This is a genomic window from Longimicrobium sp. (genome assembly GCA_036377595.1).
In the GTDB taxonomy this organism is placed as follows: Bacteria; Gemmatimonadota; Gemmatimonadetes; order Longimicrobiales; family Longimicrobiaceae; genus Longimicrobium.
In genome coordinates, this window is record DASUYB010000038.1 from 1 (window position 1) to 24,579 (window position 24,579).

The window sequence follows — 24,579 nt, forward strand, 5'->3', positions numbered from 1 at the left end:
AGTGCGGGCACGGCTCACTCTGCTTCGTGCGTTGGCGCGCCATCTCCCTCTCCAGGCTTGGGGAAGCCAGCGAAACCCAGGCGCGAGAAGCTATCTGTTCGATTCGTCCATGTCAAAGGGAGTCACTACCGATCTATAACCGACGCCACACGCACGTCTGGCAAACGCGCCGACGTTGCGGTCGAAGCGCCGGGAGAATCTCGGCACGCGAACCCAAGCGGTCGTGCGGCCGCGGCGATAGATCCTTCGGCCTGCAGGCTCTGGTGCAGTCGCGGGTTCCGCGTGGTCGGCCTCAGGATGACGTCGAGGGGAGGGGGCGGAGCGAAATCCCCGGTATGAAAACCGAACCGGCGCCCGCAATCGTCGCGGGCGCCGGTTGGGCGATTATGGCCGTGCCTTCCGGCGGCTCAGGAGCCGCGCTGCCGCCGCGCCGCCTCGCGCCGGTTCTCGACCCGCACGAACGCCAGGCAGGCGAGGTACACCAGGAAGGTGACGAAGAGGAAGACGCCGGCGTGCCAGAAGAGCTTGAACATCGAGGTCGGTCCAGTTCGGGTTGATCCACTCTCGTGGGCGGGGAAGATACAGCGTGTCCGCCGCTCGCGAAACTGCGGATGGCTCTCACGGAGGGCACAGAGGCCACGGAGAACCAGATTCCGTTCTCCGTGGCCTCTGTGTCCTCCGTGAGAGACCTTCAGGACCTCAGGCGAACGCGACGGGATTCATCCCCGCGCCGGAGTCGTCGCCAGAAACATCGCCGCCGAGGTCCGAATCTTCCGCGGCGCCGCGGTCGGCTTCTTCCTGCTCCATCTGCTCGTGCGCGAGCTTCAGGTCCTCCTCCTCCAGCGTGCACAGCGCCTCGCGCGACGGGTTCTCCACCTTGGCGATGCGGTTGGCCTGCTGCGCCAGCGTGCGCTCGAACAGGTTCCGCACCGCGCGCCCGTTGGCGAAGTTGCTGTCGCGCGCGTCGTGCATCTGCTTGAACAGCCGGTCGGCGAGCTTCGACGCGGGCTCGCTGAGCGTGTACTCGCCCTCGCGGCAGAGCTTGTCGAAGATCTGGCGCAGCTCCTCGGCGGTGTAGTCGGGGAAGTCGATGTAGCGGTTGAAGCGCGACTCCAGCCCCGGGTTCGAGGCGACGAACTTCCGCATCGGGGAGGGATAGCCGGCCACGATCACCACCAGCTCCTCGCGGTGGTCCTCCATCAGCTTCACCAGCGTGTCCACCGCCTCGTAGCCGAAATCGGTCTGCCCGCGACCCGTGGTGAGCGCGTACGCCTCGTCGATGAACAGCACGCCCCCCAGCGAGCGCTCCACCACCTCCGTCACTTTCGTGGCCGTCTGCCCCACGTAGCCCGCGACCAGCGCCGCGCGGTCGACCTCCACCAGGTGCCCGCGCGCGAGGACGCTCAGCGCGTGGAAGATCTCCGCCAGGATGCGCGCGACCGTCGTCTTCCCCGTTCCCGGGTTGCCGGCGAACACCATGTGCAGCGAGAGTGGCGGCAGCGGCAGCCTGTGCTCGCGCCGCATCGCCCGCACGCGGATGATGTTGGTGAGCGTCTCCACCTCCTGCTTCACCCGGGCCAGGCCGACGAGCGCGCGCAGCCGGTTCAGCAGCTGGTCGAGCGTGGCCGCGTCGGGCGGCGCCGCCTGGCCGCGCTGGCCGGCCGCCTCGCGCGCCGCGTCGCCCGCGATGCCGCCGGCGGGCTCGGCCCACTGCACGCGCACCTGCTGCTGCTCGGCGAAGGCGCGCAGTGCGTCGAGGTGCCTGGTCAGCATCTCCACCTCGCGCGGGTCGCTCGACCTGTCCGCCGCGATCACGCCCAGCCCCAGCTCGCGCAGGCACCAGAGCACGTCGCTGCTGGCGCGCGTGTTGGTGGCCTGGTCCATCCGTACGATGGCGCGGAAGTAGTCGGGGACGAGGGAGAGGTTGGTGTCGCGCGCGGCCCGGCGCACCACCTGCGCCGTCTCGGCTTTCGTGGGCTCCTGCGGCTGGAACGGGCGCGCCATCTCCATCACGAAGGCGATCTCGTCGTCGGTGGCGCTGCCGTCGGCGCCGATCAGCACGCCCATCAACCCCAGGATGTGCTGCGTCAGGTCCTGGTAGCGGTCGTCGCGCGCGGGCCAGAAGCCGCGGTCGGCGGCGGCGTCCACCGCGTCGAAGATGCGCTCGGCGAGCTTGGCGGGCGTGCGGTCGATCATGCGGGAGATGGCGATGGCGGTTGCGGGGCGACCGGTGGAGCGGGGAAGGTGCGCGACGCGCGGGAGCGGCGCAATGATCGGCGATGCGATTCGGATCGGGAGAGAGAGCCCGGCGCGGCGGCAGGCTCCCCCCCACCCCCGGCCCCCCCCACGAGGGGGAGGGATGGGGAGGGGAGACCTCAGCGCGCAACCAGGATCCATTCACCGCGCTAAGTTCTCCCTCCGCTCCCGCGCAGCGGGGGAGGGGGCCGGGGGGAGGGGGCCAGCCGGCGGCCGCGGACAGGCCGTGTTACGCGTCGAATCTCCGTCTCCGGATCACTTCACCGCCGAGGCGCGGGAGCGGGGATTGCGTGCGTGTCCGGCCGGTCGGGCGATCACCTCAACCGGGCGGACGGGTGATGAAATACCTGGTGCTGGCGTACGGGGCGGAGGAGGACTGGAGGGCGCTGAGCAAGGAGGAGCAGGACGCGCTGCTCGCGCAGGACGAGGTGCTGCGCCGGCGCGGCGCCCTCGTCGCGGCGGTGACGACGGACGTCACCACCGTCCGCGCGTGGGACGGCACGCCCGAGGTCACCCACGGCACCTTCGGCAACCCCAAGGTGCCGCTCGCCGGCTTCGGCGTCATCGAGGCCGCCGACCTCGACGAGGCCATCGCGCTGGTGAAGGACACCCCCTGCGCCCGCGCGAAAGGCGCCGTCGAGATCCGCCCCATCCTGGTGATGAACGAGCCGGGAGATTCGTCGTAGTCACCTCTCCGAGTCGGTTTTAGGAGAGGTCGAAAAGAGCGACGAGGCAGTTTTCGTCGCTCTTTTTCGGGTGAGGGCCCCAACCGCGGCCGCAGCAGACCGGTGTCGGCGCGACGGGAGATTCACCGCACCGGCGGGTCCAGCCGGATGGAGATCCGCCCGTCCACCGCGACGCCGCCCTCGGGGAAGGCGAGCCACGGGTTCACGTCCATCTCCCTGATCTCCGGGTGGTCGCCGACGAGCTGGCTGACGCGCGCGATGGCCTCCTCCACGGCGGCCAGGTCGCTCGCGGGCTCGCCGCGCACGCCCTGCAGCAGCTTGATGCCGCGGATGGCGCGCACCATGTCGCGCGCGTCCACGTCGGCCACCGGCTGCACGCGGAAGACGACGTCGCCCAGCGCTTCCACGTAGATCCCCCCGAGACCGAACATCAGCACCGGGCCGAACTGCGGGTCGCTGGTCATCCCGATGATGGTCTCCTTTCCCCCGCCCACCATCTTCTGCACCAGCACGCCGTCGACCTCCTCCGGCCCGATCTCCGCGCGGCGCGGCGCCTCCTCGGCCACGCGCGTCCATGCCAGCCGGAGCTCGTGCTCGTCCTCCACGCCAACGAACACGCCGCCCACGTCGGATTTGTGGATGATGCGCGGCGACAGGACCTTCAGCACCACGGGGAAGCCGATGTCTCCCGCAGCGGCGAGCGCGTCGTCCACCGTCCGGGCGACGCGGTACGGGGCGGCGGGGATGCCGTACGCCTCCAGCACCGTCATCACCTCCGTCTCCGACAGCTTCTGCCGCCCCTCGTCGCGCGCGCGGGCCACGATGCGCTCCACGCAGGCGCGGTTCACGTCGAAGCGGCGCACCTCGCCCGCGGGGCGCTGCTGCCAGACGGCCTGGCGGTGCATTGCGGCCAGCGCGCGCACGGCCGACTCGGGGAAGCGGTAGCCGGGGATCCCCGCCGCGTTCAGCTCGGCGAGGCCCTGCGGCAGCCCGTCGCGCCCCATCAGCACGGCCAGCACGGGCTTGCCGCTCCCCCGGGCGACGTCGACGATCGCTTCCGCGACGTCTTCCTGCCGCACGCCCAGCGGAGGGACGAAGGTGGCGATCACCGCGTCGACGTTGGGATCTTCGAGCACGGCCTCGACGGCGAGGCGATACGACTGCGCGGTGGCGGAGGCGATCATGTCCACCGGGTTGTTGACCGACGCCTCCTCGGGAAGCTGCGTGGCGAGACGGGCGCGGGTCGCCTCCGTCAGCTCCGTCACCGCCAGCCCGTGCGCCTCGCACGCGTCGGCGATGATGATCCCCGGCCCGCCCGCGTTGGTGACGATGGCGACGCGGTTGCCGCGCGGCATGGGCTGGTGCGAGAACGCCATCGCCAGGTCGAACATCTCCTCCACCGTCTCGGCGCGCAGCACGCCGCACTGGCGCAGCAGCGCGTCGATGGCGCTGTCCGCGCCCGCCAGCGCGCCGGTGTGCGACGACGCCGCGCGCGCGCCGGCGGTCGATCGCCCGCTCTTCACCACGATGATGGGCGTGGTCTTCGTGATCTCGCGCGCCAGCCGGGTGAACTTCCGCGGGTTGCCGAAGTTCTCCAGGTACATGAGGATCACGCGCGTGCGCTCGTCGGCGTGCCAGTACTGGATCAGGTCGTTGCCGGAGACGTCGGCCTTGTTGCCCACGGAGACGAACTGCGAGATGCCGATCCCGTATTCGGCCGCGTAGTCGAGGATGGTGACGCCCATCGCGCCCGACTGGCTGAGGAAGGCGACCGGGCCCGCGGGTGGCATGTTGGGCGCGAACGTCGCGTTCATGGCGACATCGGGCGCGGTGTTCAGCACGCCCATGCAGTTGGGGCCCACCAGCCGCATCCCGTGGCGGCGGACGATCTCGACCAGCGCCGCCTCGCGCTCGCGCCCCGCGCCGCCGATCTCCTTGAAGCCGGCGGAGATGACGACCAGCGCCTTCACCCCCTTGCGCCCGCACGCCTCGGCCACCGCGCACACGTGCTGCTTGGGGACGACGACCACCGCCATCTCCACCTCGTGGGGGATGGCTTCGACGGAGGGGTAGGCGCGGATCGAGTGCACCGACTCGGCGGTCGGATTGACCGGGTAGACGGCGCCCGTGTAGCCGTGGCGCAGGAGGTTGTCGAGGATCTGCCAGCCGATGGTGTTCGGCGTCCGCGACGCGCCGACGACGGCGATGGATTTCGGGCGAAGGAGCGGGTCGAGCATCTAGCCGCCAGTGCGAGAGTGCGAAAGTGCGAGAGTGCGCTAGGTCTCTGGTCGTGACGGCGGAAGCTACGGCGGCGCGGGCGATCGCACCAACGGGCGGACTCCGCACCCGCGGCGGGGAAATCCCGTACGCGCCCGCCGCCTTGGCTCGTCGATGAATTCTCAGAACTGAATGGCTCACGCAGAGTTAGCAGAGTCAGCAGTCAAACTGCAGTCAAACTGCTAACTCTGCTGACTCTGCGTGAGCCAAATCTTTTGACTCAGTCAGGGGAGGGCCTCGAGGCGGCGGATGCGGTTCGTGCCCGCGGCGTCGACCCAGCCGGAGAAGTTGGTGGCGCGGTTGCCGACGTACGGGAACCGGTCGCCCACGCTGGTGACCTCGACGTTGCTGCCGAGCGTCCGCGCCAGCCCCGCGCCGCCGTTGCCGATGCTGACGATCGACGCGGGCGTGTTGATGTCCACCGCCAGGTAGCTGCCGTCGGGCTGGCGGCTGCCGTTGAACAGGTTCGCCTCCAGCACCAGCGAGAAGATCTTCGACGGCGAGTTCACCCGCATGAAACGGTAGGTGGGATCGTTGTTCTGCTCGTCGAGCTCGTTGCGCGACCCCGTCACCACCAGGTTCTGCACGTCGCCCACGTAGATGCAGGTGGAGTTGGCGCCCCGCCCGTTTCCGCAGTCGATGGAGGAGATGCGCAGCCCCTGCTCCATCCTGCGCACCATGATTCCCGTGTGCAGATTCTGGAAGAGGATGCTCTCGATGATGGAGCCCTGCGCCGCGTTGGCGCCCTCGATCCAGATCCCCGTGCTGGCCTCGGTCTGCCTCCCGCGCGCGTCGAACTGGTCGCGCCCCTCGCGGATGGTGCCGTTGCGGATGATGAGCCCCGACGCGTCGCAGCTGGCGGTGCCGTTCGATCCGCACCCCGCGTCGCCCGTGCCGATGCGGATCCCCTCCGCCGCGTGGGCGATGGTGATGTTCTCGATGCGGTTGCGCCACGCCCCGTAGGTGCCGGTGGAGAAGATCCGGATCCCCACGCACCCCGGCGCCAGCACGCAGTCGAAGCTCACGCCGTCGAGGATGGCGTTGTGCGCGTTGCGCAGCTGCCAGAGCGTCATCCCGGCGCGGTTGGGATCGTCGAGCTTGAACTTGGTGCCGGCCCACTGCGGGTCCGCGCTACTCCCCGTCCCGCCGCCCCACACGCCGCGGACGGCCACGTTGCGCGGCTGCGACTGCGGCACGCGCGTCAGGAACGTCGCCGGCCCCAGCAGCACCGTGAACGCGCGCTCGTTGGCCGTGGTCGCGTCCGGCGTGACGCCGGCGAACATGTCGCTGGCGCACGTCACCGTTCCCACCAGGTTGCGGGCGTCCACGGTGCCGCCGTACCGCAGCCCCTGCAGCGCGCGGTTGATCGACGCGCACACGTCCGCCGACGGCGACGACGGCGCGTCGACCACGGCCACCCCCTGCGGCCGCGCCGGCTGGCAGGCGAGCAGCGAAAGCGCCAGGAACCCGAAGATCCGCTTCATCCGTCCATATCCTCCGGTGTCGATCCCACTTGCAGCATTGCCCGCGCGGGGGGGACGCGAAAATCGCGCACCGGGGTGAATTCCCTCCCTTCGCGCCGCGATCGGGTGCGGCGGCTCGTCCTCGTCTCCCCTCGCTCTTGCGCACCCGGAGCGGGACTTGTATCCTTCTATCCGGTTGAACGGATGAATACTCTCGTGCCTCCCCCGATCTTCGAGCGCATGTCGGCGCTGGCCGACAGCACGCGCAGCCGGCTGCTCCTGGTGCTGGAACGCCACGAGCTGACGGTGGGCGAGCTGTGCGCCATCGTGCAGCTCCCGCAGTCCACCGTCAGCCGGCACCTGAAGACGCTGGCCGACGAGGAGTGGATCGCCGGGCGCGCGGAGGGGACGAGCCGGCGCTACCGGATGAGCGCCGACCGGCTGGAGCCGAGCGCGCGCCGGCTGTGGACGCTGGTGCGCGAGCAGGTGGCGGCGCTTCCCGCGGCCGGGCAGGACGCGCAGCGGCTGCAGAGCGTGCTGGCGCAGCGCAGCACGCGCTCGCAGGAGTTCTTTCGCACCGCCGTCGGCCAGTGGGACCGCCTGCGCGAGGAGCTGTTCGGCCGCCGCGCCGATCTCCTCGCGCTGCTCGGCCTGCTCGATCCGTCGTGGACCGTGGGGGATCTCGGCTGCGGCACGGGGCAGGTAAGCGAGTCGCTGGCGCCCTTCGTCCGCCGCGTGGTCTCCGTCGACAGCTCGGCGCAGATGCTGGAGGCGGCGCGTGCGCGGCTGGGCGGCGTGGAGAACGTGGAGGTGCGCGCCGGCGAGCTCGAGGCGCTTCCCGTGGGCGACGGCGAGCTGGACGCGGCGCTCCTGTTCCTCGTGCTCCACTACGTCGCCGAGCCCGCCGCCGCGCTGGCCGAGGCGCGGCGCGTGCTGCGCCCCGGCGGCGTGCTGCTGGTGGTGGACATGGCGCCGCACGACCGCGAGGAATATCGCCAGGCGATGGGCCACGTGTGGCTCGGCTTCGCGCCCGACGAGCTGGAGGGGTGGATGATGGAGGCGGGGTTCGGCGCCTTCCGCCACGTCGCGCTCCCCGCCGACCCCGCCTCAAAGGGTCCGACGCTGTTCGCCGCGCGGGCGACTGCGGAGTAGGGGACAGGGACAGGGGACAGCAGGGTCGGCGCGGCGAGCGGATCTGGTCCGGACAGCGACCATCGGCGCCGCGCGGGCAGCCCTCACCCCGCGCCTTAGAGCGCTCGCCCTCTCCCGATAACGGGAGAGGGTGGTATCGCCGGCGCCAACCTGCTGTGCACACTGAGTTCTCCCCTCCCCTGCGGAGCGGGGGAGGGGCCGGGGGAGGGGGCCAGCCGGCGGCCGCGCAGATCTTTGCCGCCACCGATCCACTGGACCCGGTGTCGCGAAGGCGGACTTCGTGTGGTTGTTGCAGCGAATTCATTCGCCCCTCATCGGCGGGGCGGAGGATCGGGGGAGGGGGAGATGCCCAGGCTGATCGAGGCGCCGTCGGTGATCCAGGCGGCGGGGAACAAGCCGAAGCGGATCGAGGAGTACGCCGGCCGCGTGAACTCCGGCCACTCGTCCGTGAGCGTAGCCCGGATGCGCTCGCCCGAGGGATGGGTGGAGCCGGGACAGCGCCCCGGGTTCGAGGAGATCACCGTCGTCCTCGCCGGGATGCTGCGGGTGGAGCACGAGGGCGGATCGATGGACGTCCGCGCGGGCCAGGCCGTGGTCACCGCCCCCGGCGAGTGGGTGCGCTACAGCACCCCCGAGGCCGGCGGCGCCGAGTACGTGGCCGTCTGCCTCCCCGCCTTCTCGCCCGACACGGTGCACCGGGACGAGTGAGGGCGCCGCGCGGGGGGGGCTCCGCCGCGTCGGTGCGATGCCCCTTTGCGGGCGCCGGCGCGGCGAGGTCCCCCCCACCCCCGGCCCCTCCCCCACGAGGGGGGGAGGGATGGGGAGGGGAGACCTCAGCGTGATGGCTGGCTTCGGCGCTGAGTGCTCCCCCGCCCCTGCGAAGCGGGGGAGGGGGTCGGGGGGAGGCGGCCGCGCCAGAGCTCGCTGTCCGCTGTTGCATGAGGGATGCGCGCCCGGAGGGCCGGGAACCCGGCGCGCGTGACCGATGTTGGGAGTCGCGCGGATGCCGGGCGCGGCGGGGGCCCGGCGCCGTTGGCCACGGTCGTATCGTGGCCTACGGCGCGCGCAGCCCGACCCGGAGCGCAGCGGAGGGGCATGCCCGAACCTGCAGTGCGGAAGTGCGAGAGTGCGAGAGTGCGAGAGTAACCGCGGAGGCCCGACGACGGCCCTGCATGATGTTTCCGTACCGTAACCCGATGACCAGGAGATTGCCGTGAGCGCAGTTGCCGAGCTGACCAGCCCCTTCGCCGCCGCCGCCGAGGCCGGCCGCGAGCCCTTCAAGGTGCGCGACCTGTCGCTGGCCGACTTCGGCCGCAAGGAGATCCGCCTGGCCGAGCAGGAGATGCCCGGCCTGATGGCCCTGCGCGAGGAGTACGGCGCGCAGAAGCCTCTCGCCGGCGCCAGGATCATGGGGAGCCTGCACATGACCGTGCAGACCGCCGTGCTGATCGAGACGCTCGTCGAGCTCGGCGCCGACGTGCGCTGGGTGAGCTGCAACATCTTCAGCACCCAGGACCACGCCGCCTCCGCGGTCGTCGTCGGCAAGCACGGGACGGTCGACGATCCGCAGGGGACACCGGTGTTCGCCTGGAAGGGCGAGACGCTGGAGGAGTACTGGTGGTGCACCGAGCAGGCGCTGATGTGGCCCGACGGGAGCGGCCCCAACCTCCTGCTCGACGACGGCGGCGACGCCACGCTGCTCATCCACAAGGGCGTGGAGTTCGAGAAGGCCGGCCGCGTCCCCGAGTTCGACCCCGAGAACGACCCCGAGGAGTGGGGCGTGATCCTGCAGCTCCTCTCGCGCGAGCTGGTGGCCAACCCCGGCCGGTGGACGAAGGTGGCCGCCGACATCCGCGGCGTGAGCGAGGAGACGACCACCGGCGTGCACCGGCTGTACGAGATGATGAACGCGGGGACGCTGCTCTTCCCGGCCATCAACGTCAACGACAGCGTGACCAAGTCGAAGTTCGACAACTTGTACGGCTGCCGCCACTCGCTGACCGACGGCATCCTGCGCGCGAGCGACGTGATGCTGGCCGGCAAGGTGGCCGTGATCTGCGGCTACGGCGACGTGGGCAAGGGGTGCGCGCAGGCGCTGCGCGGCCAGGGCGCCCGCGTGATCATCACCGAGATCGATCCCATCTGCGCGCTGCAGGCCGCGATGGAAGGCTACCAGGTGACGGTGCTCGAGGACGTGGTGGAGACGGCCGACCTGTTCATCACCGCCACGGGGAACAAGAACATCATCACCGTGGACCACATGGCGCGGATGAAGGACAAGGCCATCGTGGGCAACATCGGCCACTTCGACAACGAGATCGACATGGCCGGGCTGAAGAAGTTCGGCGGGATCGAGCGGATCAACATCAAGCCGCAGTACGACGAGTGGCGCTTCCCCGACGGCCACAGCGTGATGATCCTGGCCGAGGGCCGGCTGCTGAACCTGGGCTGCGCCACCGGGCACCCCAGCTTCGTGATGTCGAACAGCTTCAGCAACCAGGTGATCGCGCAGATCGAGCTGCACCAGAACGCCGACGGCTACGAGCGCAAGGTGTACACGCTCCCCAAGCACCTGGACGAGAAGGTGGCCCGGCTGCACCTGGACAAGCTCGGCGTGAAGCTCACGAAGCTCTCGTCCGACCAGGCGGCGTACATCGGCGTGTCGCCGGAGGGGCCGTACAAGCCGGAGCACTACCGGTACTAGGACCGAAGTGCGGTAGTGCGTGAGTGCGGAAGTGCGTTGAAACGGCGCCGGGCGGAGAGATCCGTCCGGCGCCTAGCTGTTGGCTGGGCGCACATCCTCAACGCGTCCGTGGGCGGGGTGCTACGCGGCGCCCCAGATCGTTTCCAGGCCGTACGCGCACACCGCGCGGACCGTCTCCGGCACGAGAGTGCGGCGTGGAGGAATTCGCGCGGCTCTCCGGATCACGTCGTCGACAACGCGGAACCGTTCCCTCGCCAAGCGTTCGACCGTGGCGGCGGTCCTCGGTTGGAGGGAGGGCCGCACCTGCTCTCTCCAGACCTCCGCGAGCGTGGCGAGATGGCGCGCGAACAACTCGAGGGTGTCGTGGATGTACACCACGTCCTGTGCACGCTTGTCGGCCGTGCGCTCCGTGTGGATCAGCAGCTTCTGCGCAATGAAGCTCACCGGGTTCGACACTCTCACCTCCGCGGGCGCGGACAGCGGAAAGCCGACCTCGCTTCCGATCGTCACACGCAAAGGATGAACCAGCAGGAGGTCCACATAGCGCAGCTTCTGCGCGGTGATCCCCGCTTTCGCTACAGTCGCGTCCGGCCGGCCGGTACGCGTGAAGCCACTTCCCGCCAGCGGCGCCAGGAACTCGGCGTAGAAGCCATGCTTCTCCCGGCCCAGCGCGTATCGGCTGACGGGCGGCGTGTGCTCGCCAAAAAACATCTTGTGGAATCCCGCCGCCTTCAGGGCCGACGCCATATTGCCTTGCGGCGCGTCGTTCAGTGCGAACACGAGATCCGCGTCGAGGGTCACCACGGGTTCGTGGAGCGGGGGATCCGTCAGGGATGAGAACCGGTGGAGCCGGTGCGCCCATCCGCCGGCAACCACGAGTTGTCCCAGCCAAGGGCGAAGCGCTTCGATCAACCGCGCGAATTCAGGCAGGTCATTCATCGTTGCTGATGATCGGCTCGAGGATCTTGCGCCGGATGAGGTCCGCCTGCTCCTGCCCACGAGTGGGGTGAGACGATACGTCCAGCCACACCTGCAGGATGTCGCACACCGGGATGGAGTCGACCCGGACCGCTGCGCGGAACACCGAATCGGGAACGGCGGCCTCGCGGATGATCAGGTCCGCGGCTTCGTTCCGTTCGGCGGGAACGACGTTCTTCCAGCGCGAGATGATTTCAGGGTCCAGCCGCCGCACGTAAACGTGAGGCGGAACTCCGCGCACGAACCCGACGTTCAGCGCATCCGCCGCGGCGAACAGGGCCAGGCACCCTGATTCGTCCAGCACGGTGCGCTTCAACTCCACCTCGGAGTCGCCCCGCAGGAGAAACCGGAATGGCGCCTCGCTGACGGGGCGAGCCGCCGCCGACTGCCAGCGGCGGAAGAGCTCCTCGCGGCGGACGAGGCGCAGGTACGGGCTGGCCTCGTGCAGGTGTCCCTCGCGCTCCAACTGCCGGACCAGGCGAGAGGCGCTCATCACCGAGACGCTCGCGGCCCGTGCCAGGTGCGATGCGCTGGAGTAGCGAGCTCGCGGTGCCGCAAGCATCGCTTCCGGCACCTCGGGCGCCAGGAGCACCTTGAGCATCCACTGGTTCCGGTCCGAGAAGATGTTCACCTGGTCGCCGGCTGCACGCCGCGCCAGGGCCGGCCGCTGCGTCGCCGCGGAGTTCAGTTCTTCGAGCAGCTTCCCGCGGAATCTGCGAAAGCCCGAGAAGTCCACCACGCCCGCCGCCACGTGCGGCGCGTATTCGGCGGAGAATTCGAGCACCTGCTCCGCAACGCGCGACGAAACCCTCGGCGCGGCGACCACGGCCAGTGGCGGCTCCCCACCACCGGCCGCGTGGACCGCCTGGATACAGGCCTGCGACCACAAGGGGATCAGGCGGTCGCTCCGCCCCTCCGGCGCGGATTTGACCTCCACCGTGTACGCCGTTCCGCCACGGCGAACCAGCATATCGCCTCCGCGGAGATTCGCGGGTTCACGGATTACCTGCCATCCAGCGTCCGCGAGCAGTGCGGCGACGACGTCCGCAGCGGCCTGGCCGCGACTCCGTGCGTCGGTGAACGGACCCTTCATGAGCTGGCAGTTGAGATGAGCGACCCTGCTGACAGGATAACATGGCCAAGTTAATTAACATGGCCGTGTTAAGGAAGTGAGGAATGCATTTGGTCTGCATCGACGGCTGCCTGGCCCGTTCCTGACGGGGCGCCTCCCGGTGGGAAGTGCCGCGTCGTCCGTTCCGATTGGCGAAGCCTCAGCGCGTCTCGAAGAGCTCGCGGGGCGGCGGGGCGGGCGTGGCGCGGACGTCGTTCATGGTGACGGCCGTCGCCTCGCTTCGGTGATGGCGTGCTCGGCGCCTTCGATGGCGGTTGCGGGGAGAAGCGGCCTGAGGAGGACGGATCAGGTAATTTATTGGGAACCCAAATACTTAGACAACGGCATCACCGGGTGATGAGCCGCGCCAGCTCCGCCCCCAGCCGCGCGCCGATGGCCGCGTAGCCGGCCTCGGACGGGTGGAAGCCGTCGTCGCAGAACAGGTGGCGCCCCGGCTCCACCCACGCGGGGACGTGCGCGGTCGCGGGGAGGCGCGGAGCCAGCCGCGCGAGCGCGTCGTCCAGCAGCCGCGCGCGGGCGCCGAGGACGGCGCGCAGCGGCTGCGGCAGGGCGGGGAACTCGTGCATCGGCGGCACGGGTCCGAGCACGACGGGAGCGGATCCGACGCGCGCGCGGATCGCCGCGACCAGCCGCGCGACGTCCGCCGCCCAGCGCGACGGGCGGCGGAAGCACAGCGTGTCGTTCACTCCCAGCGCGATCGCCACCGCGTCCGCCGGCTCGTCGGGAAGGTTGGCGGCGAGCGCCATCGCCTGGCGCGCGCTGGCGCCGCTGCGGCCTGCCGCGCGCCATCGCACCGGCCGCCCCGTCGCTCGCGCGAGAGCGGCGGCGATGGCGCCGGTGAGCCCGCGCTCGTGCGTGGCCGCGCCGATCCCCGCGACGGTGGACTCGCCGAGCACCAGCAGCCGCAGCGGCTCGCCCTGTCCCGCGACGATGCCTTCCGCCGGGCCCGCGGCGCTGGGGAGGATCGGCGTGCGGCGGCGCACCCATCGCCCCTGCGCGAACAGCAGCGGCAGGAGCGGGAAGGCGGCCGCGGCGAGCGCGCGCGTCTTCATCTCACCCATCGTCCTCCATCATCCCTCGCGAAGCGCCGCGGGGCGCCTCCGCTGCATCCGGAGGCGCCCCGCGGCGAAATTCGATCGCGACCAAAGTCAGCGCCGGTCGACGGCGAAGTCGGAGACGTGCACGTCCAGGTTGTGGTTGACGCGGAGCCCAACCAGGCCGGCAGTCTTGAGGTACGGCACGTTGGCCGTGAGCCACTCGGCCACCTTCGTGCCGTTGATCAGGTAGCGCACGCCCCACGGGCCGCCCTCGACGGTCAGCGCGTTCGTGGCCTTTCCCTCGGCGTCCTGCTTGTGGATGGCGGCGTTCTCGGTCCAGTCGGTGATGGTGTGCAGGTCGCCGTTGGGCGCGCGGTGGCGCACCATGTACTTCCCGTCGCCGCGGACCAGGAAGTACATGTAGTCCGGCGCGCTCCCCGCCAGGTCGCTCCCGGCGACGATCAGCCCGTACGCCTCGGGGTGCGTGGGCGCCCGCCCCTGCGCGAAGGTGGCGTGCGCGCTGAACTCGCCGGTGACGGCGTTCCGCGGGTCCCACAGGATCACCGCCGGGCCGGTGGTCACGTGGAAGCCGGTGCCCATGGGGATGAAGCGCAGGTCGGCCAGGTTGGCGTCGGCGCGGTCGAGGCGCGCCTGCCAGCCGGCGGGCAGGGTGCCGCCGCCCTGCACGTGGTGATCGGGATCGTGCTGGTGCCCCTGCGCCGCCAGCGGCGATGCCGCGGCGACGAGGGCCAGGGTCAGGATCAGCTTGCGCATCTGTGACTCAACCTCGCGCGAAGGGTGGCGTGCGTGGATAGGCGCACGAAAGTAGGTGGCGCATCGGTCATGCGGAAGTGCGGCGCCCGGCATTGCGCCCTCTCCGGCTCGCCCTCTCCGGCTCGCCTGGGCTCGCCACCTCTCCCGTACCCGGGCCCGTACTGGGAGAGATAGCCGGGGAGGCATCGGTGCGCGGCCGAGACATTTGCGCGGCCACGGTCCGGCATCTCGCACCGGGGCAGATCCGGCGCCGAAGCGAAGTCCGCGAAGGCGGACTGTGTGTTGTTGTAGCCGCGACTTCAGTCGCATTGTCCAGTATCACACCGGGAGCGGAAACAGCAGCGCGTACCCGTTGATCATCAGCACCGTGCCGATGGTGCCGAGCACGATGGAGAGCGTCAGCACCGCGCGCGAGCTGGCGAGGATGGCGACGGAGCCGAGCACGATCGCGAGCTGCAGGAACACCTCGGAGTAGTCGAAGTTGTTGTCGCGCTCCGACGCCTGCTCGCGGATGCGCTCGTAGCTGCGCGCCTGCGCGGACAGCTGCTTCTTCCCCTCGCCCCGCATCGAGTCCGCCGGCGCGGCCGGATCCGGCTCGTCGTCGTAGCGCGCGATCGTCTCGCGGTACTTCGCCAGCTGCTCCTGGGCCGCGCGGCGCGCCTCGGCGGAGATCGTGGGGTCGGCCAGCTCCAGCTGCAGCCGGTCGGCGGCCAGGCGGTACTCGGTCTGGCGGACGTTCTTGGCCTGGTAGAACGCCCAGGTGTCGCTCGCCTTGATGTTGCCGTAGATCATGTCGTCGGTGGCGTTTCCGCCGCCCAGGCTGCCGACGGCCAGCAGCATGGCCATGATGGCGATCAGCAGCGCCGCCGCGTTGCGGAACCGCTCGGCGGCCTTCTCCTCGGCGCGCTCCTCCTGGATCTCCTGGATCAGTTCTGCTGCGTCGGTCGCTTCCATTGGCGGGTCGGGTGGGTCGGGAAGGGGGATTGGATCGAGGCGGCGCGGAAGATCAGGTTCTCTTCGGATATCCGCAAGCAGTTCCCCCTCCCCCAGTCGGTTTTGGGGGAGGGGGTGGCGAGCGCAGCGAGCCGGGGGAGGGGGCCTACGCCGCGAGCGCCTTCAACTCGCCGCCGCTCTTCTGCAGGCTGGTGCCGACGGTGTCGAGCACGCCGGCGGTCTCGTGCAGGATGTCGCCGATCTTGCCCAGCACCTCGTCGGCCTCGTCGAGCGCGTCGGCCAGCGCCTTGAAGTGCACGATCTGCCCGCTGATCTTCGTCGCCACCCCTTCCAGCGGCGTCCCGTCGGTGACGTCGACCTTGGGGATCTTCACGTTGCCGATGGGAAGCCCGAGCGACTGCTCGCCCAGGTGGATCCTCGGAACGCGGATCTGCCGCAGCTCGTCGCCCACGTCGAGGCCGGCGACGGCGTTGGTGTAAGCCTCCTTCTGCCGCTTGAGCAGCGCGCGGACGCGCTCCACCTCGCCGCGCGCGGCCGCGTCGCCGTCCTTCCCCTGCAGCTTGCCGCTGATGGTGAGCATGGCGCCGCCGGCCTCCTCCATCGTGGCGCCGATCTTCGGCAGGCCGTCGAACAGGCCGGTCAGCAGCTTCATGAGACGGTCGGAATTGGCCCAGGCCCAGGAGAGCAGGCCGAGTCCACTGGTGGCCATTGGGTACCTCCGATGATGGGTGATTCGACCCTGGTGCGGAGATGCGGCGCCGTTGGGACGTCGAACGCTCCCGCCGGGGCCGCAACGCGAAGGCGCTCCGGGCAAGGTGCCCCGGAGCGCCGTCCAGATGCAAGGAATTCGATCCCCCACGAAACCGGGTCGCCGAGCCGCGATCCGGTCCGCGCCGTAGAAGTCCGCGAAGGCGGACTGCGTGTCGTCGTAGCCGCGACTTCGGTCGCATCCTCCCCACGATATCTGCAATGACCTGCAATGCGCCTACGGCCGCGGCTGCGTGCGTCCCGGCGGCAGCGTGCGGTCCTGGTTCAGCGCGCCGTAGCGCCGCAGCACCTCGAGCGTGCGGTCGATGGGGAGCGCATCCACCGTCATCCCCCGCCCGCGCACCGTCGTCGCCTTGAACAGCGAGTTGTAGATGGCCTCTTCCGTCGCCTCCGCCACGGCCTGGAAGAGCGGTGACATCGCGTCGTTGGGGAGATCCTGGATCGTCGCGGGCGACGTCCCCGCGCGGCGGCGCACCTGCGGGTTGGTGGAGAAGGCGATGACGTAGTCGCCCGAGCCGTTCGTCATCCCCGACCCCGTGCGCGCCAGGCCGGTGAGCGCGCGGGAGGCGAGGCGATCGAGGTTGCGCGCGTCCAGCGGCGCGTCGGTGGCGACGACGATCATGATGCTGCCGTCGCCGCGGTCGCCCGGCCCCTGCTGCGGCGCGGCGAGCTCGCGCTGGAGCATGAACCGCCCCAGCTCGCGGCCCACGGGCGCGCCGTTGATCGCCAGCACGCCGCCGAAGTTGCTCTGCACCAGCACGCCTACCGTCCACCCGCCCAGGTTCGCGGGAAGGCGGCGCGAGCTGGTGCCGATCCCGCCCTTCCACCCGAACGCGATCGTGCCCGCGCCGGCGCCGACGGAGCCCTCCTCCACCGGCCCGGGCGACGCCGTCTCCAGCGCGCGCACCACGTCCGCCTGCGTGATGGGGCGCGCGCGGATGTCGTTCAGCCCGCCGTCGTTCGTCTCGCCGACCACGGGATTGATGGAGCGAACGTCCCCCATCCCCGGCCGCGCGAGGAGCCAGCCGACCATCGCGTCCGCCGCCTTCCAGACGCAGAGCGTGCAGGTCAGCAGCACCGGCGTCTCCAGCTCGCCCAGCTCGCGCACCTGGGTGACGCCGAGGAGCTTGCCGAAGCCGTTCCCCACGTGGATGGCGGCGGGCACGCGCTCGCGGAACGGGTCGCCCTCGTGCGCCAGGACGGCGGTGACGCCGGTGTGGACCGAATCGCCCTCGTGCCGCGTGACCTGCCCCACGCGCACGCCGGCAACGTCGGTGATGGCGTTCAGCGGCCCCGGCGGCAGGATGCCCACGACCACGCCCGCCTCGCGCGCGCGGGGCCGCGCCTGGGCGTCCGCGGGTGTGGGCCCGGTCAGGAGCGATGCGGTCATCAGCGCGGCGAGCAGGGGGAGCGCGGATCTCACCAGTCTACGCCGTCCTGGATCGGATGAGGTGGGATGGATGGCGCAAGATCGAGGGCCGCGGCGGCTCGCGCAACCGGCTGCGGCCGGAACCGCTGGCGGCGAACGAGGAATGCGTCCGGTAAGGCGTGCAAACCGTCCAGCTTGGCTGCCGGGGCAGTAGCCGGTTTTCTGCGTGCCGCAGTCGAAGGCCCAACGCCGCCAATCATCCACAGGTAGAAAACAGATGGATTTGCTCCTTGACGAATCGAGCGGTAGCATGCGATGTTCTGGCTTCCCAGTCCTGCAAACCCCATCAGGGAGAAGGCATGCGGCTCGATCTCATTCAGCTCAAGGTGGAAAGCTTTTCCGTGTTCCCGGAGGAGGATACGTCGTTTCTGATGGCGGCGAACTCGCAGGCGCCCTGCGGGGCGTCGACCTCGCCCTGCCTGAATTCGGAGAAGACGTGCGGCCCCGAGTGCATCGCCGTCGCCCCGAACCAGTACTGACGCACGGCGAGTGGTGGGATGCGGCGGGCCCGGGAGCATGGACTCCCGGGCCCGCCTTCGCATCTGCGCAGCGCACGCCGACCGCCGTTCCCGGACGCGTCTCCCGGGGGAGACGGGGATGGGAGACGGAGGCGACGGCGGGATCGTGTAGGGTGACGGGGGATGCAGCGTGTCTGGAAACAGACCGCCACCAGCCGGTGTCAACACCGGTGACCATCCCACACGACGAGAGTTCCGGACAGGGACGAGCCATGAAGATCTCCATCACCCTCGCCGCCGTGCTCCTCCTCGCGGCGTGCGGCGGCCCGCAGCAGCCGGAGACCGGGCCGCAGCCGGCGGGCTCGGGCCGCGCCGCCGGCCGCGACTCGCTGCAGCGCGAGCTGTTCGCCGCCTATCGCGGCGCGCAGATGCCGTCCGTGGCCGCGCTGATCGGCGCGCGCGAGCGGCTGAAGCTCACCAGCGCGCAGGTCACCGCCATCGACTCCATCGACGACGCGGTGCGCGTGCGGAACCAGCCGCTCGGCGACTCGCTGCGCGTCATCACCCGCTCGCGCAACGGCGGCCCCATCGACCAGCCGCGCAACGAGCAGGAGCGGGCGGCGTTCCTCTCCGTGCTCCGCCGCATCGGCGAGAACAACCGCCGCGGTCTGGACGCCATCCAGGCGCTGCTGACCCCCGAGCAGCGCGCCGGCGTCTGCACCCTGCAGCAGGAGGAGCGCGGCTTTGGCGGGATGCGGCGCCGCGGCGGGATGGGCGGCCGCGGCGGCGGGGGCGGGCGTGATGGCGGGATGTACGGCGGCGGCCGCGGGATGCCGGGGATGCCGGGCGACAGCATCGGCGCGCGCGGCGGCTCTGGCGGATGGCCGTGGTGCGGCCCCATGCGCGGCCCGCGCGGCAACCGCCCCGCCGCGGACTCGGCCCGCGCCGATACCTCGCGCGTGCGGCCGTAGCCGCGCCGGGAAAACGTTTCGAGCCCGTCCGGATCCGCGTCCATCCGGACGGGCTCGTTCGCTTTCAGAGCGACCGCAACGTCAGTTGATGTTGCAGAGCGCGCTGAACGTCAACGCAGCCTTGTAGAGGGTCGAGAAGGGATCGGTACAGGACACGGAGCACAGATCCGTCGCTTCGGCGGCGCGAATGGTGCCGCGGAGCTCGGCGGACGTGTGCGTCTCGAACGAGCTCACGGCCAGGTCTTCGAGGTTCAGCTTCAGTTTCTTCACGGGATGTCGTCCAGGCTGCAGGGTGGGGATGGTGCCGCCGCCCGGGGCGAGCGGCGGAGGTGCCGCCCGGATCGCGGACGGCCGTTCGGCTGACCGGGATGCTTACTGAGTGTCGGTGGTGAAGACGGTGGTGTCACACGTCGGCGAGCAGGTCGTCCACACGGTCGGCGACGCGGGGCCCACGATTCCGCGCGCGGCGACGACCGGGTTGAGCCCCGCGTCGAACGTCTCCACGGCGAACTCGTCGACGTTCAGCTTGCGCCTGTTCATGGGTCCCTCCGTCGATGCGGGTGAGCGCGGATGCGTCGCCATGACGCGTGTTTCAGGTCTCCAAGGATAGTATTCGATCTCCCCCAAGTCACCAATCTCGTGGCCGGGAGATCGGGAGCGATCGCGACGGACGCAGAATCGCCCCGCCACCTGCGACGGTGGTGGGGCGATGTCGTCCTGCTGCCGATCGTCGGCTATTCGCCGCGGAAGACGGCTTTGCGCTTCTCGTTGAACGCGGCGATGCCCTCGCGGACGTCGGCGGAGCGGAAGAGGCGCATCTGGGCCTCGCGCTCGGTCTCCAGCATCGCCTCCAGGTCGCGGTCGGGAGAGACGGAGAGCGAGTGCTTGGCGGCCGCCAGCGCCAGCGGCGGCTTGGCGGCCAGCTCCAGCGCGAACGCGCGCACCTCGCCCTCGAACGCGTCGGCGGCGAACACGCGCTGGAAGAGGCCGATGCGCAGTGCCTCGTTTGCGTCCACCATCCGCGCGGAGAGGATCAGCTCCGCCGCGCCGCCGGCGCCGACCAGGCGCGGGAGGAACCAGCTGGCGCCCCAGTCCGGGTGCACGCCGATGCGGTTGAAGGTGAAGCCGATGGACGCCTTCTCGCTGGCCAGCCGCACGTCGCACGCGCAGGCCAGCGACGCACCGGCGCCCGCCGCCACGCCGTTGACCGCCGCGACCACCGGCTTGCGGCACGCGGCGATCGCGCGCACGGTGCGCATCCCCGCCTCGACGTAGCCCTCGAACGTGGCCGCGTCGCCGCGCGCGACGAGGTCGCTCATCACCTCCACGTCCGCGCCGGTGCAGAAGCCGCGGCCCGCGCCGGTGATCACCACCACGCGCACGTCCGCCGACTCCGCCGCGCGCTCCACCAGCAGGCGGAGATCGTCGCGCATCGACCCCGCGAACGCGTTCAGCCGGTCCGGCCGGTCGAGGGTGATCCAGGCGACGCCGTCTTCCTCGGCGTAGCGGATGAACTCGGGGGATTCGCTCATCCGCGCCTCGCGGCGGGCGAATGAAGAATTCGCTGCAACAACACCACAAAGTCGCTGCGCGACTGCCGGACTGACCTCGTGCCGTGACCGCTGGATCCAATCGGAGGGAAGGTGGCCTGATGGAATGCAGGAAGCCAATCCCGCAGTCCCGCAGGGACTTGGTGCCCTTGTTGCCGTGAATTCATTCGCCGGGCGCCCGCCGGGCTGGTCGCGCGCATCACCATCACCCCACGCGCTCCACGATCATGCTGATGCCCTGGCCCACGCCGATGCACATCGACGCCAGGCCGTAGCGTACCTCGCGGCGCCGCATCTCGTGCACGAGGGTGGTGAGGATGCGCGCGCCGGACGAGCCGAGCGGATGCCCCACCGCCACCGCGCCGCCGGAGACGTTCACGATCTCCGGGTCGATCCCCAGCTCGCGCACGCAGGCCACCGACTGCGCGGCGAACGCCTCGTTCAGCTCCACCAGCCCCAGGTCACCGACCGACAGCCCCGCGCGCTGGAGCGCCAGCCGCGTGGCCGGCACGGGGCCGATCCCCATCTTGTGCGGCTCCACGCCGGCCACCGCACTGGCCACCACGCGCGCCATCGGCCGCTTTCCCAGCCGCTCCGCCGCCGCGGAGGAGACCACGAGCAGCGCCGCCGCGCCGTCGTTCAGTCCCGACGAGTTGCCGGCGGTGACGGTGCCGCCCTCCTTCCGGAAGCTCGGCTTCAGCGCGGCCAGCGCCTCCAGCGTGGTGTCCGGCCGCGGGTGCTCGTCGGTGTCGACGACCTTCGGCGGCCCCTTGCGCTGCGGGATCTCGACGGGCGCGATCTCGCCGCGGAAGTGGCCCTCGGCGATGGCCCGCGCGGAGCGCTGCTGGCTGGCGAATGCGAACGCGTCCTGGACCTCGCGGGTCACGTGGTACTCCTCCGCCACGATCTCCGCCGTCTCGCCGAGCGGGACCGTCCACTCCTTCGGCATCTTCGGGTTGACGAAGCGCCAGCCCAGGAGCGAGTCCGCCATCTCCGGCACGCCGCGCGCGAAGCCCTCGCCGGGCTTCAGCATCACCCACGGCGCGCGCGACATGCTCTCCACGCCGCCGGCGACGAAGATCTCGCCCTCGCCGGCCCTGATCGCGTGCGCGGCGCTGCGGACGGCTTCGAGCCCCGAGCCGCACAGGCGGTTCACCGTCTGCCCGGGAACGGTGACGGGGAGGCCGGCCAGGAGCGCGGCCATGCGCCCGACGTTTCGGTTGTCCTCGCCGGCCTGGTTGGCGCAGCCAAAGATCACGTCGTCCACCAGCGACGGGTCCACGCCCGTGCGCTCGACGACGGCCTTCACCACGGCGGCGGCCAGGTCGTCGGGGCGCACGGACGACAGCGCGCCCGCGTACCGCCCGATCGGCGTCCGCACGGCATCGATGATCAGCGCGTCGGTCATGTAAGAACCAGAGTCGATCGTGTGAAACCAGCGTCGTTCTGTCTGGCGGGTGTTGGTCCCGGGCGGGTAAACCCGCGGCTGGAACATTGGGAAGCCTGCTGCGCAGGCTGCGGGGCCGACATCCGCGCGAGAGGCGGCCATTCGCGCCACCGCTCGCCCACCGAGCAGTTGAAGCCTCGCGCAGTTTGCGAGGCTTTCCAATGTTCCAGCCGCGCCTTCAGGCGCCCGTCCGGATCTCTGCGTCCCCGCGTCAGGCCAGGTTCACCCACACGCTCTTCACCTGCGTGTAGAGGTCGAGCGCGTACTTGCCCAGCTCGCGGCCGTAGCCGCTCTGCTTGTAGCCGCCGAACGGGCTGCCGGTGTCGAGCGTGTGGTACATGTTGATCCACACCGTCCCCGCGCGGAGCGCGGCGGCCGCGCGGTGCGCCTTTCGCACGTCCTTCGTCCACACCGCCGCGGCCAGGCCGTACTCGCTGCGGTTGCCGATCTCGATCGCCTCGTCGAGGTCCTTGAACGTCGTCACCGCCAGCACGGGGCCGAAGATCTCCTCGCGCGCGATGGTCATCTCCGGCTGCACGCGGTCGAAGATGGTGGGGTTCAGGAAGAAGCCCTTCTTCCCGTCAACCTCCGGCCGGTCGCCGCCGAAGACGAGCTCGGCACCCTCCGACTTCCCCGCCTCGATGTATCCCATCACCCGGTCCAGCTGCTCTTGGCTGACCAGCGGACCCATCCGGCACTTGGGGTCGAGGGGATTCCCGGGCCGCATCGACTCGGCGCGCTTCACCAGCTTCTCCACCAGCTCGTCGCGCACGCTCTCCTCGACGAGGAGGCGCGAGCCCGCGGTGCAGGCCTGGCCGGTGTTGTAGAAGATGGCGCTGGTGGCCCCGCGCACCGCCGCCTCCAGGTCCGCGTCGGCGAGGACGATGTTGGGGCTCTTCCCGCCCAGCTCGAGCGAGACGCGCTTGAGCGTCCCCGCCGCCTCGCGCTGGATGATCTTGCCGACCGCCGTCGAGCCGGTGAAGGCGATCTTGTCCACGTCGGGATGCGCCACCAGCGCCGCGCCCGCCGTCTCGCCGAAGCCGGGGACGACGTTGAGGACGCCGGCGGGGAGCCCCGCCTCGGCGCAGCAGCGCGCCAGCTCCAGCGCGGTCAGCGGCGTCTGCTCGGCGGGCTTGAGCACCACGGTGTTCCCGCACGCCAGCGCGGGGGCCACCTTCCACGCCGCCATCTGCAGCGGATAGTTCCAGGGGATGATCTGCCCGCACACGCCGATGGGCTCGCGGCGCGTGTAGTTGAGGAACGGCCCGGGGACGGGGATCACGTCGCCGTCGATCTTGTCGGCCCACCCCGCGTAGTAGCGGAAGCACTCGATGGAGCCCTCGACGTCGAACATCCGCGCCTCGCGCACGGGCTTGCCGTTGTCGAGCGTCTCCAGCCGCGCCAGCTCGTCGGCGCGCGCCTCCAGCGCGTCGGCGATGGCGTAGAGCAGTTTGCCGCGCTTGCGGGCGTCCATCCCGCTCCACTTCCCCTCGTCGAACGCGGCGCGCGCGGCGCCGACGGCGCGGTCCACGTCTTCCGCGCCGCCCTCGGCCACGTGGGTGAGGACCTCGCCCGTGGCCGGGTTGACGGTGTCGAACGTCTTCCCCGACGCCGCGTCGGTCCACTCGCCGCCGATGAACAGCCTGCCGGGCGCGATCGCCGCCTCAGTCTCCGTCGTAGCCATCGTCCCCTCGGAATCGTCAGAAGTCGTCGGTCAATTGCCCACAGCACTGCCAGAGCACCGGTGCATCCCGCGGCCTCGGGGAACCCTCCCCCCGCGGCTGGGGCCGCGTACCCCTTCCCGATAACGGGAGGGGTAACTTCGATCGCGCGGCGCGGCCTTTTTCGCGCGCCTCGCCGCACGTGCGACGCAATCGTGGCGGCACGTCCCGCTCTCCACGCCACCCCGGTCGCAGCGCTGAGTTCTCCCCTCCCCTGCGCAGCGGGGGAGGGGCCGGGGGAGGGGGCCGCCCGCGGCCGCGCCGACCCATGGCGTCGGCGCGAATCTCCTCACCCCTACCCCTCCCGGTACGGGAGGGGTGGCGAGCCCAAGGCGAGCCGGGGAGGGCGAGCCGGGAAGGGCGTCGGGGAGTGCCCCAAACGCAGAGAACCGGGCGCATGCCTCCGCCCGGCTCCCCGCATCAACCGAACCGCAGCCTACTTGCCGGTGAACTGCGGCGCGCGCTTCTCGACGTACGCCGTCAGTCCCTCCTTGGCGTCGCTGCTGTTGAAGAGCAGCGCCTGCAGCTCGCGCTCCAGGGCCAGGCCCTGCTCCAGCGGCAGCGCGCCGCCGGTCTGGCAGCTGCGCTTGATGTTGCCCACCGCGAAGGTGGCCTTGCCCGGGCGGGTGAAGCTCTTCGCGTACTCGAGCACCTGGTCCAGGAACGCGTCGCGGCTCTCCGCGTCGACGATCTTGTTGACGATGCCCAGCTGCTCGGCGGCCTCGAAGTCGAAGTTGCTTCCCTCGGCCATGATCTGGATGGCCTTGCTGGCGCCCACCAGCCGCGTGAGGCGCTGGGTGCCGCCGGTGCCGGGGAGCACGC

General features: G+C 70.7%; 23 protein-coding genes. 6 read left to right on the forward strand and 17 right to left on the reverse strand.

Going from position 1 to position 24,579, the window contains the following annotated elements; genetic code table 11:
- Positions 1-407 precede the first annotated feature (407 nt).
- Both VF092_06275 and VF092_06280 read right to left on the reverse strand, forming a co-directional pair.
- The gene (locus tag VF092_06275; GenBank protein ID HEX6746886.1) at positions 408-533 is read right to left on the reverse strand and encodes a hypothetical protein; all 126 of its coding nucleotides are present in this window, start codon (positions 531-533) and stop codon (positions 408-410) included.
- A 166-nt stretch (positions 534-699) separates the two neighbouring features.
- Positions 700-2,196, reverse strand: a complete 1,497-nt coding sequence (locus tag VF092_06280) for an AAA family ATPase (protein HEX6746887.1) — start codon at positions 2,194-2,196, stop codon at positions 700-702.
- A gap of 398 nt (positions 2,197-2,594) precedes the next feature.
- Between VF092_06280 and VF092_06285 the strand changes: the two genes are divergently transcribed.
- Positions 2,595-2,942: a YciI family protein gene (locus VF092_06285; GenBank protein HEX6746888.1), complete on the forward strand. Its 348-nt coding sequence runs from the start codon at positions 2,595-2,597 to the stop codon at positions 2,940-2,942.
- 122 nt (positions 2,943-3,064) lie between these two features.
- On the opposite strand, the gene VF092_06290 is transcribed toward VF092_06285, so the two are convergent.
- On the reverse strand, positions 3,065-5,179 hold the full coding sequence (locus VF092_06290; protein HEX6746889.1) for an acetate--CoA ligase family protein: 2,115 nt from the start codon (positions 5,177-5,179) through the stop codon (positions 3,065-3,067).
- Between the two features lie 264 nt (positions 5,180-5,443).
- Positions 5,444-6,703, reverse strand: a complete 1,260-nt coding sequence (locus VF092_06295) for a hypothetical protein (protein HEX6746890.1) — start codon at positions 6,701-6,703, stop codon at positions 5,444-5,446.
- A 195-nt stretch (positions 6,704-6,898) separates the two neighbouring features.
- Between VF092_06295 and VF092_06300 the strand changes: the two genes are divergently transcribed.
- The 3 genes from VF092_06300 (at position 6,899) to ahcY (ending at position 10,538) form a co-directional block, all read left to right on the forward strand.
- On the forward strand, positions 6,899-7,834 hold the full coding sequence (locus VF092_06300; GenBank protein HEX6746891.1) for a metalloregulator ArsR/SmtB family transcription factor: 936 nt from the start codon (positions 6,899-6,901) through the stop codon (positions 7,832-7,834).
- Positions 7,835-8,179: 345 nt separating this feature from the next.
- Entirely contained in the window at positions 8,180-8,542 is a 363-nt protein-coding gene (locus VF092_06305; protein ID HEX6746892.1) for a hypothetical protein, read from the forward strand.
- Positions 8,543-9,047: 505 nt separating this feature from the next.
- A complete protein-coding gene (gene ahcY, locus VF092_06310; GenBank protein HEX6746893.1) occupies positions 9,048-10,538 on the forward strand; it encodes an adenosylhomocysteinase in 1,491 nt (496 codons plus the stop codon).
- 120 nt (positions 10,539-10,658) lie between these two features.
- On the opposite strand, the gene VF092_06315 is transcribed toward ahcY, so the two are convergent.
- The 7 genes from VF092_06315 to VF092_06345 all read right to left on the reverse strand — a co-directional run bounded on the left by VF092_06315 (position 10,659) and on the right by VF092_06345 (position 17,604).
- Positions 10,659-11,477: a GSU2403 family nucleotidyltransferase fold protein gene (locus tag VF092_06315; protein ID HEX6746894.1), complete on the reverse strand. Its 819-nt coding sequence runs from the start codon at positions 11,475-11,477 to the stop codon at positions 10,659-10,661.
- Positions 11,470-12,609: a hypothetical protein gene (locus VF092_06320; GenBank protein ID HEX6746895.1), complete on the reverse strand. Its 1,140-nt coding sequence runs from the start codon at positions 12,607-12,609 to the stop codon at positions 11,470-11,472. The genes VF092_06315 and VF092_06320 overlap by 8 nt, the downstream gene beginning before the upstream one ends.
- A gap of 365 nt (positions 12,610-12,974) precedes the next feature.
- Complete coding sequence (locus VF092_06325) at positions 12,975-13,709, reverse strand: SGNH/GDSL hydrolase family protein (GenBank protein ID HEX6746896.1); 735 nt, start codon at positions 13,707-13,709, stop codon at positions 12,975-12,977.
- A gap of 87 nt (positions 13,710-13,796) precedes the next feature.
- Positions 13,797-14,459, reverse strand: a complete 663-nt coding sequence (locus VF092_06330) for a hypothetical protein (GenBank protein HEX6746897.1) — start codon at positions 14,457-14,459, stop codon at positions 13,797-13,799.
- A 318-nt stretch (positions 14,460-14,777) separates the two neighbouring features.
- Positions 14,778-15,413 carry a DUF4337 domain-containing protein gene (locus tag VF092_06335; GenBank protein HEX6746898.1) on the reverse strand — a complete coding sequence of 212 codons (636 nt, stop codon included), beginning with the start codon at positions 15,411-15,413 and terminating at the stop codon, positions 14,778-14,780.
- A 145-nt stretch (positions 15,414-15,558) separates the two neighbouring features.
- The gene (locus VF092_06340) at positions 15,559-16,122 is read right to left on the reverse strand and encodes a hypothetical protein (protein ID HEX6746899.1); all 564 of its coding nucleotides are present in this window, start codon (positions 16,120-16,122) and stop codon (positions 15,559-15,561) included.
- 276 nt (positions 16,123-16,398) lie between these two features.
- Entirely contained in the window at positions 16,399-17,604 is a 1,206-nt protein-coding gene (locus VF092_06345) for a P1 family peptidase (protein HEX6746900.1), read from the reverse strand.
- A 305-nt stretch (positions 17,605-17,909) separates the two neighbouring features.
- Between VF092_06345 and VF092_06350 the strand changes: the two genes are divergently transcribed.
- Together VF092_06350 and VF092_06355 are read left to right on the forward strand one after the other, a co-directional pair.
- The gene (locus tag VF092_06350) at positions 17,910-18,089 is read left to right on the forward strand and encodes a hypothetical protein (GenBank protein HEX6746901.1); all 180 of its coding nucleotides are present in this window, start codon (positions 17,910-17,912) and stop codon (positions 18,087-18,089) included.
- Positions 18,090-18,340: 251 nt separating this feature from the next.
- Positions 18,341-19,039 carry a hypothetical protein gene (locus VF092_06355; protein ID HEX6746902.1) on the forward strand — a complete coding sequence of 233 codons (699 nt, stop codon included), beginning with the start codon at positions 18,341-18,343 and terminating at the stop codon, positions 19,037-19,039.
- A gap of 81 nt (positions 19,040-19,120) precedes the next feature.
- Here VF092_06355 and VF092_06360 read toward each other — a convergent pair whose 3' ends face one another.
- The 6 genes from VF092_06360 to VF092_06385 form a co-directional block, all read right to left on the reverse strand.
- Entirely contained in the window at positions 19,121-19,309 is a 189-nt protein-coding gene (locus VF092_06360) for a pinensin family lanthipeptide (GenBank protein HEX6746903.1), read from the reverse strand.
- A 102-nt stretch (positions 19,310-19,411) separates the two neighbouring features.
- A complete protein-coding gene (locus VF092_06365) occupies positions 19,412-19,579 on the reverse strand; it encodes a hypothetical protein (GenBank protein ID HEX6746904.1) in 168 nt (55 codons plus the stop codon).
- A 194-nt stretch (positions 19,580-19,773) separates the two neighbouring features.
- On the reverse strand, positions 19,774-20,571 hold the full coding sequence (locus VF092_06370) for an enoyl-CoA hydratase-related protein (GenBank protein HEX6746905.1): 798 nt from the start codon (positions 20,569-20,571) through the stop codon (positions 19,774-19,776).
- A gap of 223 nt (positions 20,572-20,794) precedes the next feature.
- On the reverse strand, positions 20,795-21,997 hold the full coding sequence (locus VF092_06375; protein HEX6746906.1) for an acetyl-CoA C-acyltransferase: 1,203 nt from the start codon (positions 21,995-21,997) through the stop codon (positions 20,795-20,797).
- A 250-nt stretch (positions 21,998-22,247) separates the two neighbouring features.
- Positions 22,248-23,720, reverse strand: a complete 1,473-nt coding sequence (locus VF092_06380) for an aldehyde dehydrogenase family protein (GenBank protein HEX6746907.1) — start codon at positions 23,718-23,720, stop codon at positions 22,248-22,250.
- A 473-nt stretch (positions 23,721-24,193) separates the two neighbouring features.
- Positions 24,194-24,579, reverse strand: a 386-nt coding sequence (locus VF092_06385; GenBank protein HEX6746908.1) for an enoyl-CoA hydratase-related protein, incomplete at its 5' end; no start/stop codon positions are given.

What these genes read in the sequence shown, in the direction of transcription:
- VF092_06315 (HEX6746894.1), bottom strand. Translation starts at nt 11,477, where the DNA reads ATGAATGACCTGCCTGAATTCGCGCGGTTGATCGAAGCGCTTCGCCCT.
- VF092_06275 (HEX6746886.1), bottom strand. Translation starts at nt 533, where the DNA reads ATGTTCAAGCTCTTCTGGCACGCCGGCGTCTTCCTCTTCGTCACCTTC.
- VF092_06320 (HEX6746895.1), bottom strand. Translation starts at nt 12,609, where the DNA reads ATGAAGGGTCCGTTCACCGACGCACGGAGTCGCGGCCAGGCCGCTGCG.
- VF092_06355 (HEX6746902.1), top strand. Translation starts at nt 18,341, where the DNA reads ATGAAGATCTCCATCACCCTCGCCGCCGTGCTCCTCCTCGCGGCGTGC.
- VF092_06280 (HEX6746887.1), bottom strand. Translation starts at nt 2,196, where the DNA reads ATGATCGACCGCACGCCCGCCAAGCTCGCCGAGCGCATCTTCGACGCG.
- VF092_06295 (HEX6746890.1), bottom strand. Translation starts at nt 6,703, where the DNA reads ATGAAGCGGATCTTCGGGTTCCTGGCGCTTTCGCTGCTCGCCTGCCAG.
- VF092_06305 (HEX6746892.1), top strand. Translation starts at nt 8,180, where the DNA reads ATGCCCAGGCTGATCGAGGCGCCGTCGGTGATCCAGGCGGCGGGGAAC.
- VF092_06370 (HEX6746905.1), bottom strand. Translation starts at nt 20,571, where the DNA reads ATGAGCGAATCCCCCGAGTTCATCCGCTACGCCGAGGAAGACGGCGTC.
- VF092_06290 (HEX6746889.1), bottom strand. Translation starts at nt 5,179, where the DNA reads ATGCTCGACCCGCTCCTTCGCCCGAAATCCATCGCCGTCGTCGGCGCG.
- VF092_06365 (HEX6746904.1), bottom strand. Translation starts at nt 19,579, where the DNA reads ATGAACAGGCGCAAGCTGAACGTCGACGAGTTCGCCGTGGAGACGTTC.
- VF092_06330 (HEX6746897.1), bottom strand. Translation starts at nt 14,459, where the DNA reads ATGCGCAAGCTGATCCTGACCCTGGCCCTCGTCGCCGCGGCATCGCCG.
- VF092_06350 (HEX6746901.1), top strand. Translation starts at nt 17,910, where the DNA reads ATGCGGCTCGATCTCATTCAGCTCAAGGTGGAAAGCTTTTCCGTGTTC.
- VF092_06335 (HEX6746898.1), bottom strand. Translation starts at nt 15,413, where the DNA reads ATGGAAGCGACCGACGCAGCAGAACTGATCCAGGAGATCCAGGAGGAG.
- VF092_06380 (HEX6746907.1), bottom strand. Translation starts at nt 23,720, where the DNA reads ATGGCTACGACGGAGACTGAGGCGGCGATCGCGCCCGGCAGGCTGTTC.
- VF092_06285 (HEX6746888.1), top strand. Translation starts at nt 2,595, where the DNA reads ATGAAATACCTGGTGCTGGCGTACGGGGCGGAGGAGGACTGGAGGGCG.
- VF092_06325 (HEX6746896.1), bottom strand. Translation starts at nt 13,709, where the DNA reads ATGGGTGAGATGAAGACGCGCGCGCTCGCCGCGGCCGCCTTCCCGCTC.
- VF092_06340 (HEX6746899.1), bottom strand. Translation starts at nt 16,122, where the DNA reads ATGGCCACCAGTGGACTCGGCCTGCTCTCCTGGGCCTGGGCCAATTCC.
- VF092_06375 (HEX6746906.1), bottom strand. Translation starts at nt 21,997, where the DNA reads ATGACCGACGCGCTGATCATCGATGCCGTGCGGACGCCGATCGGGCGG.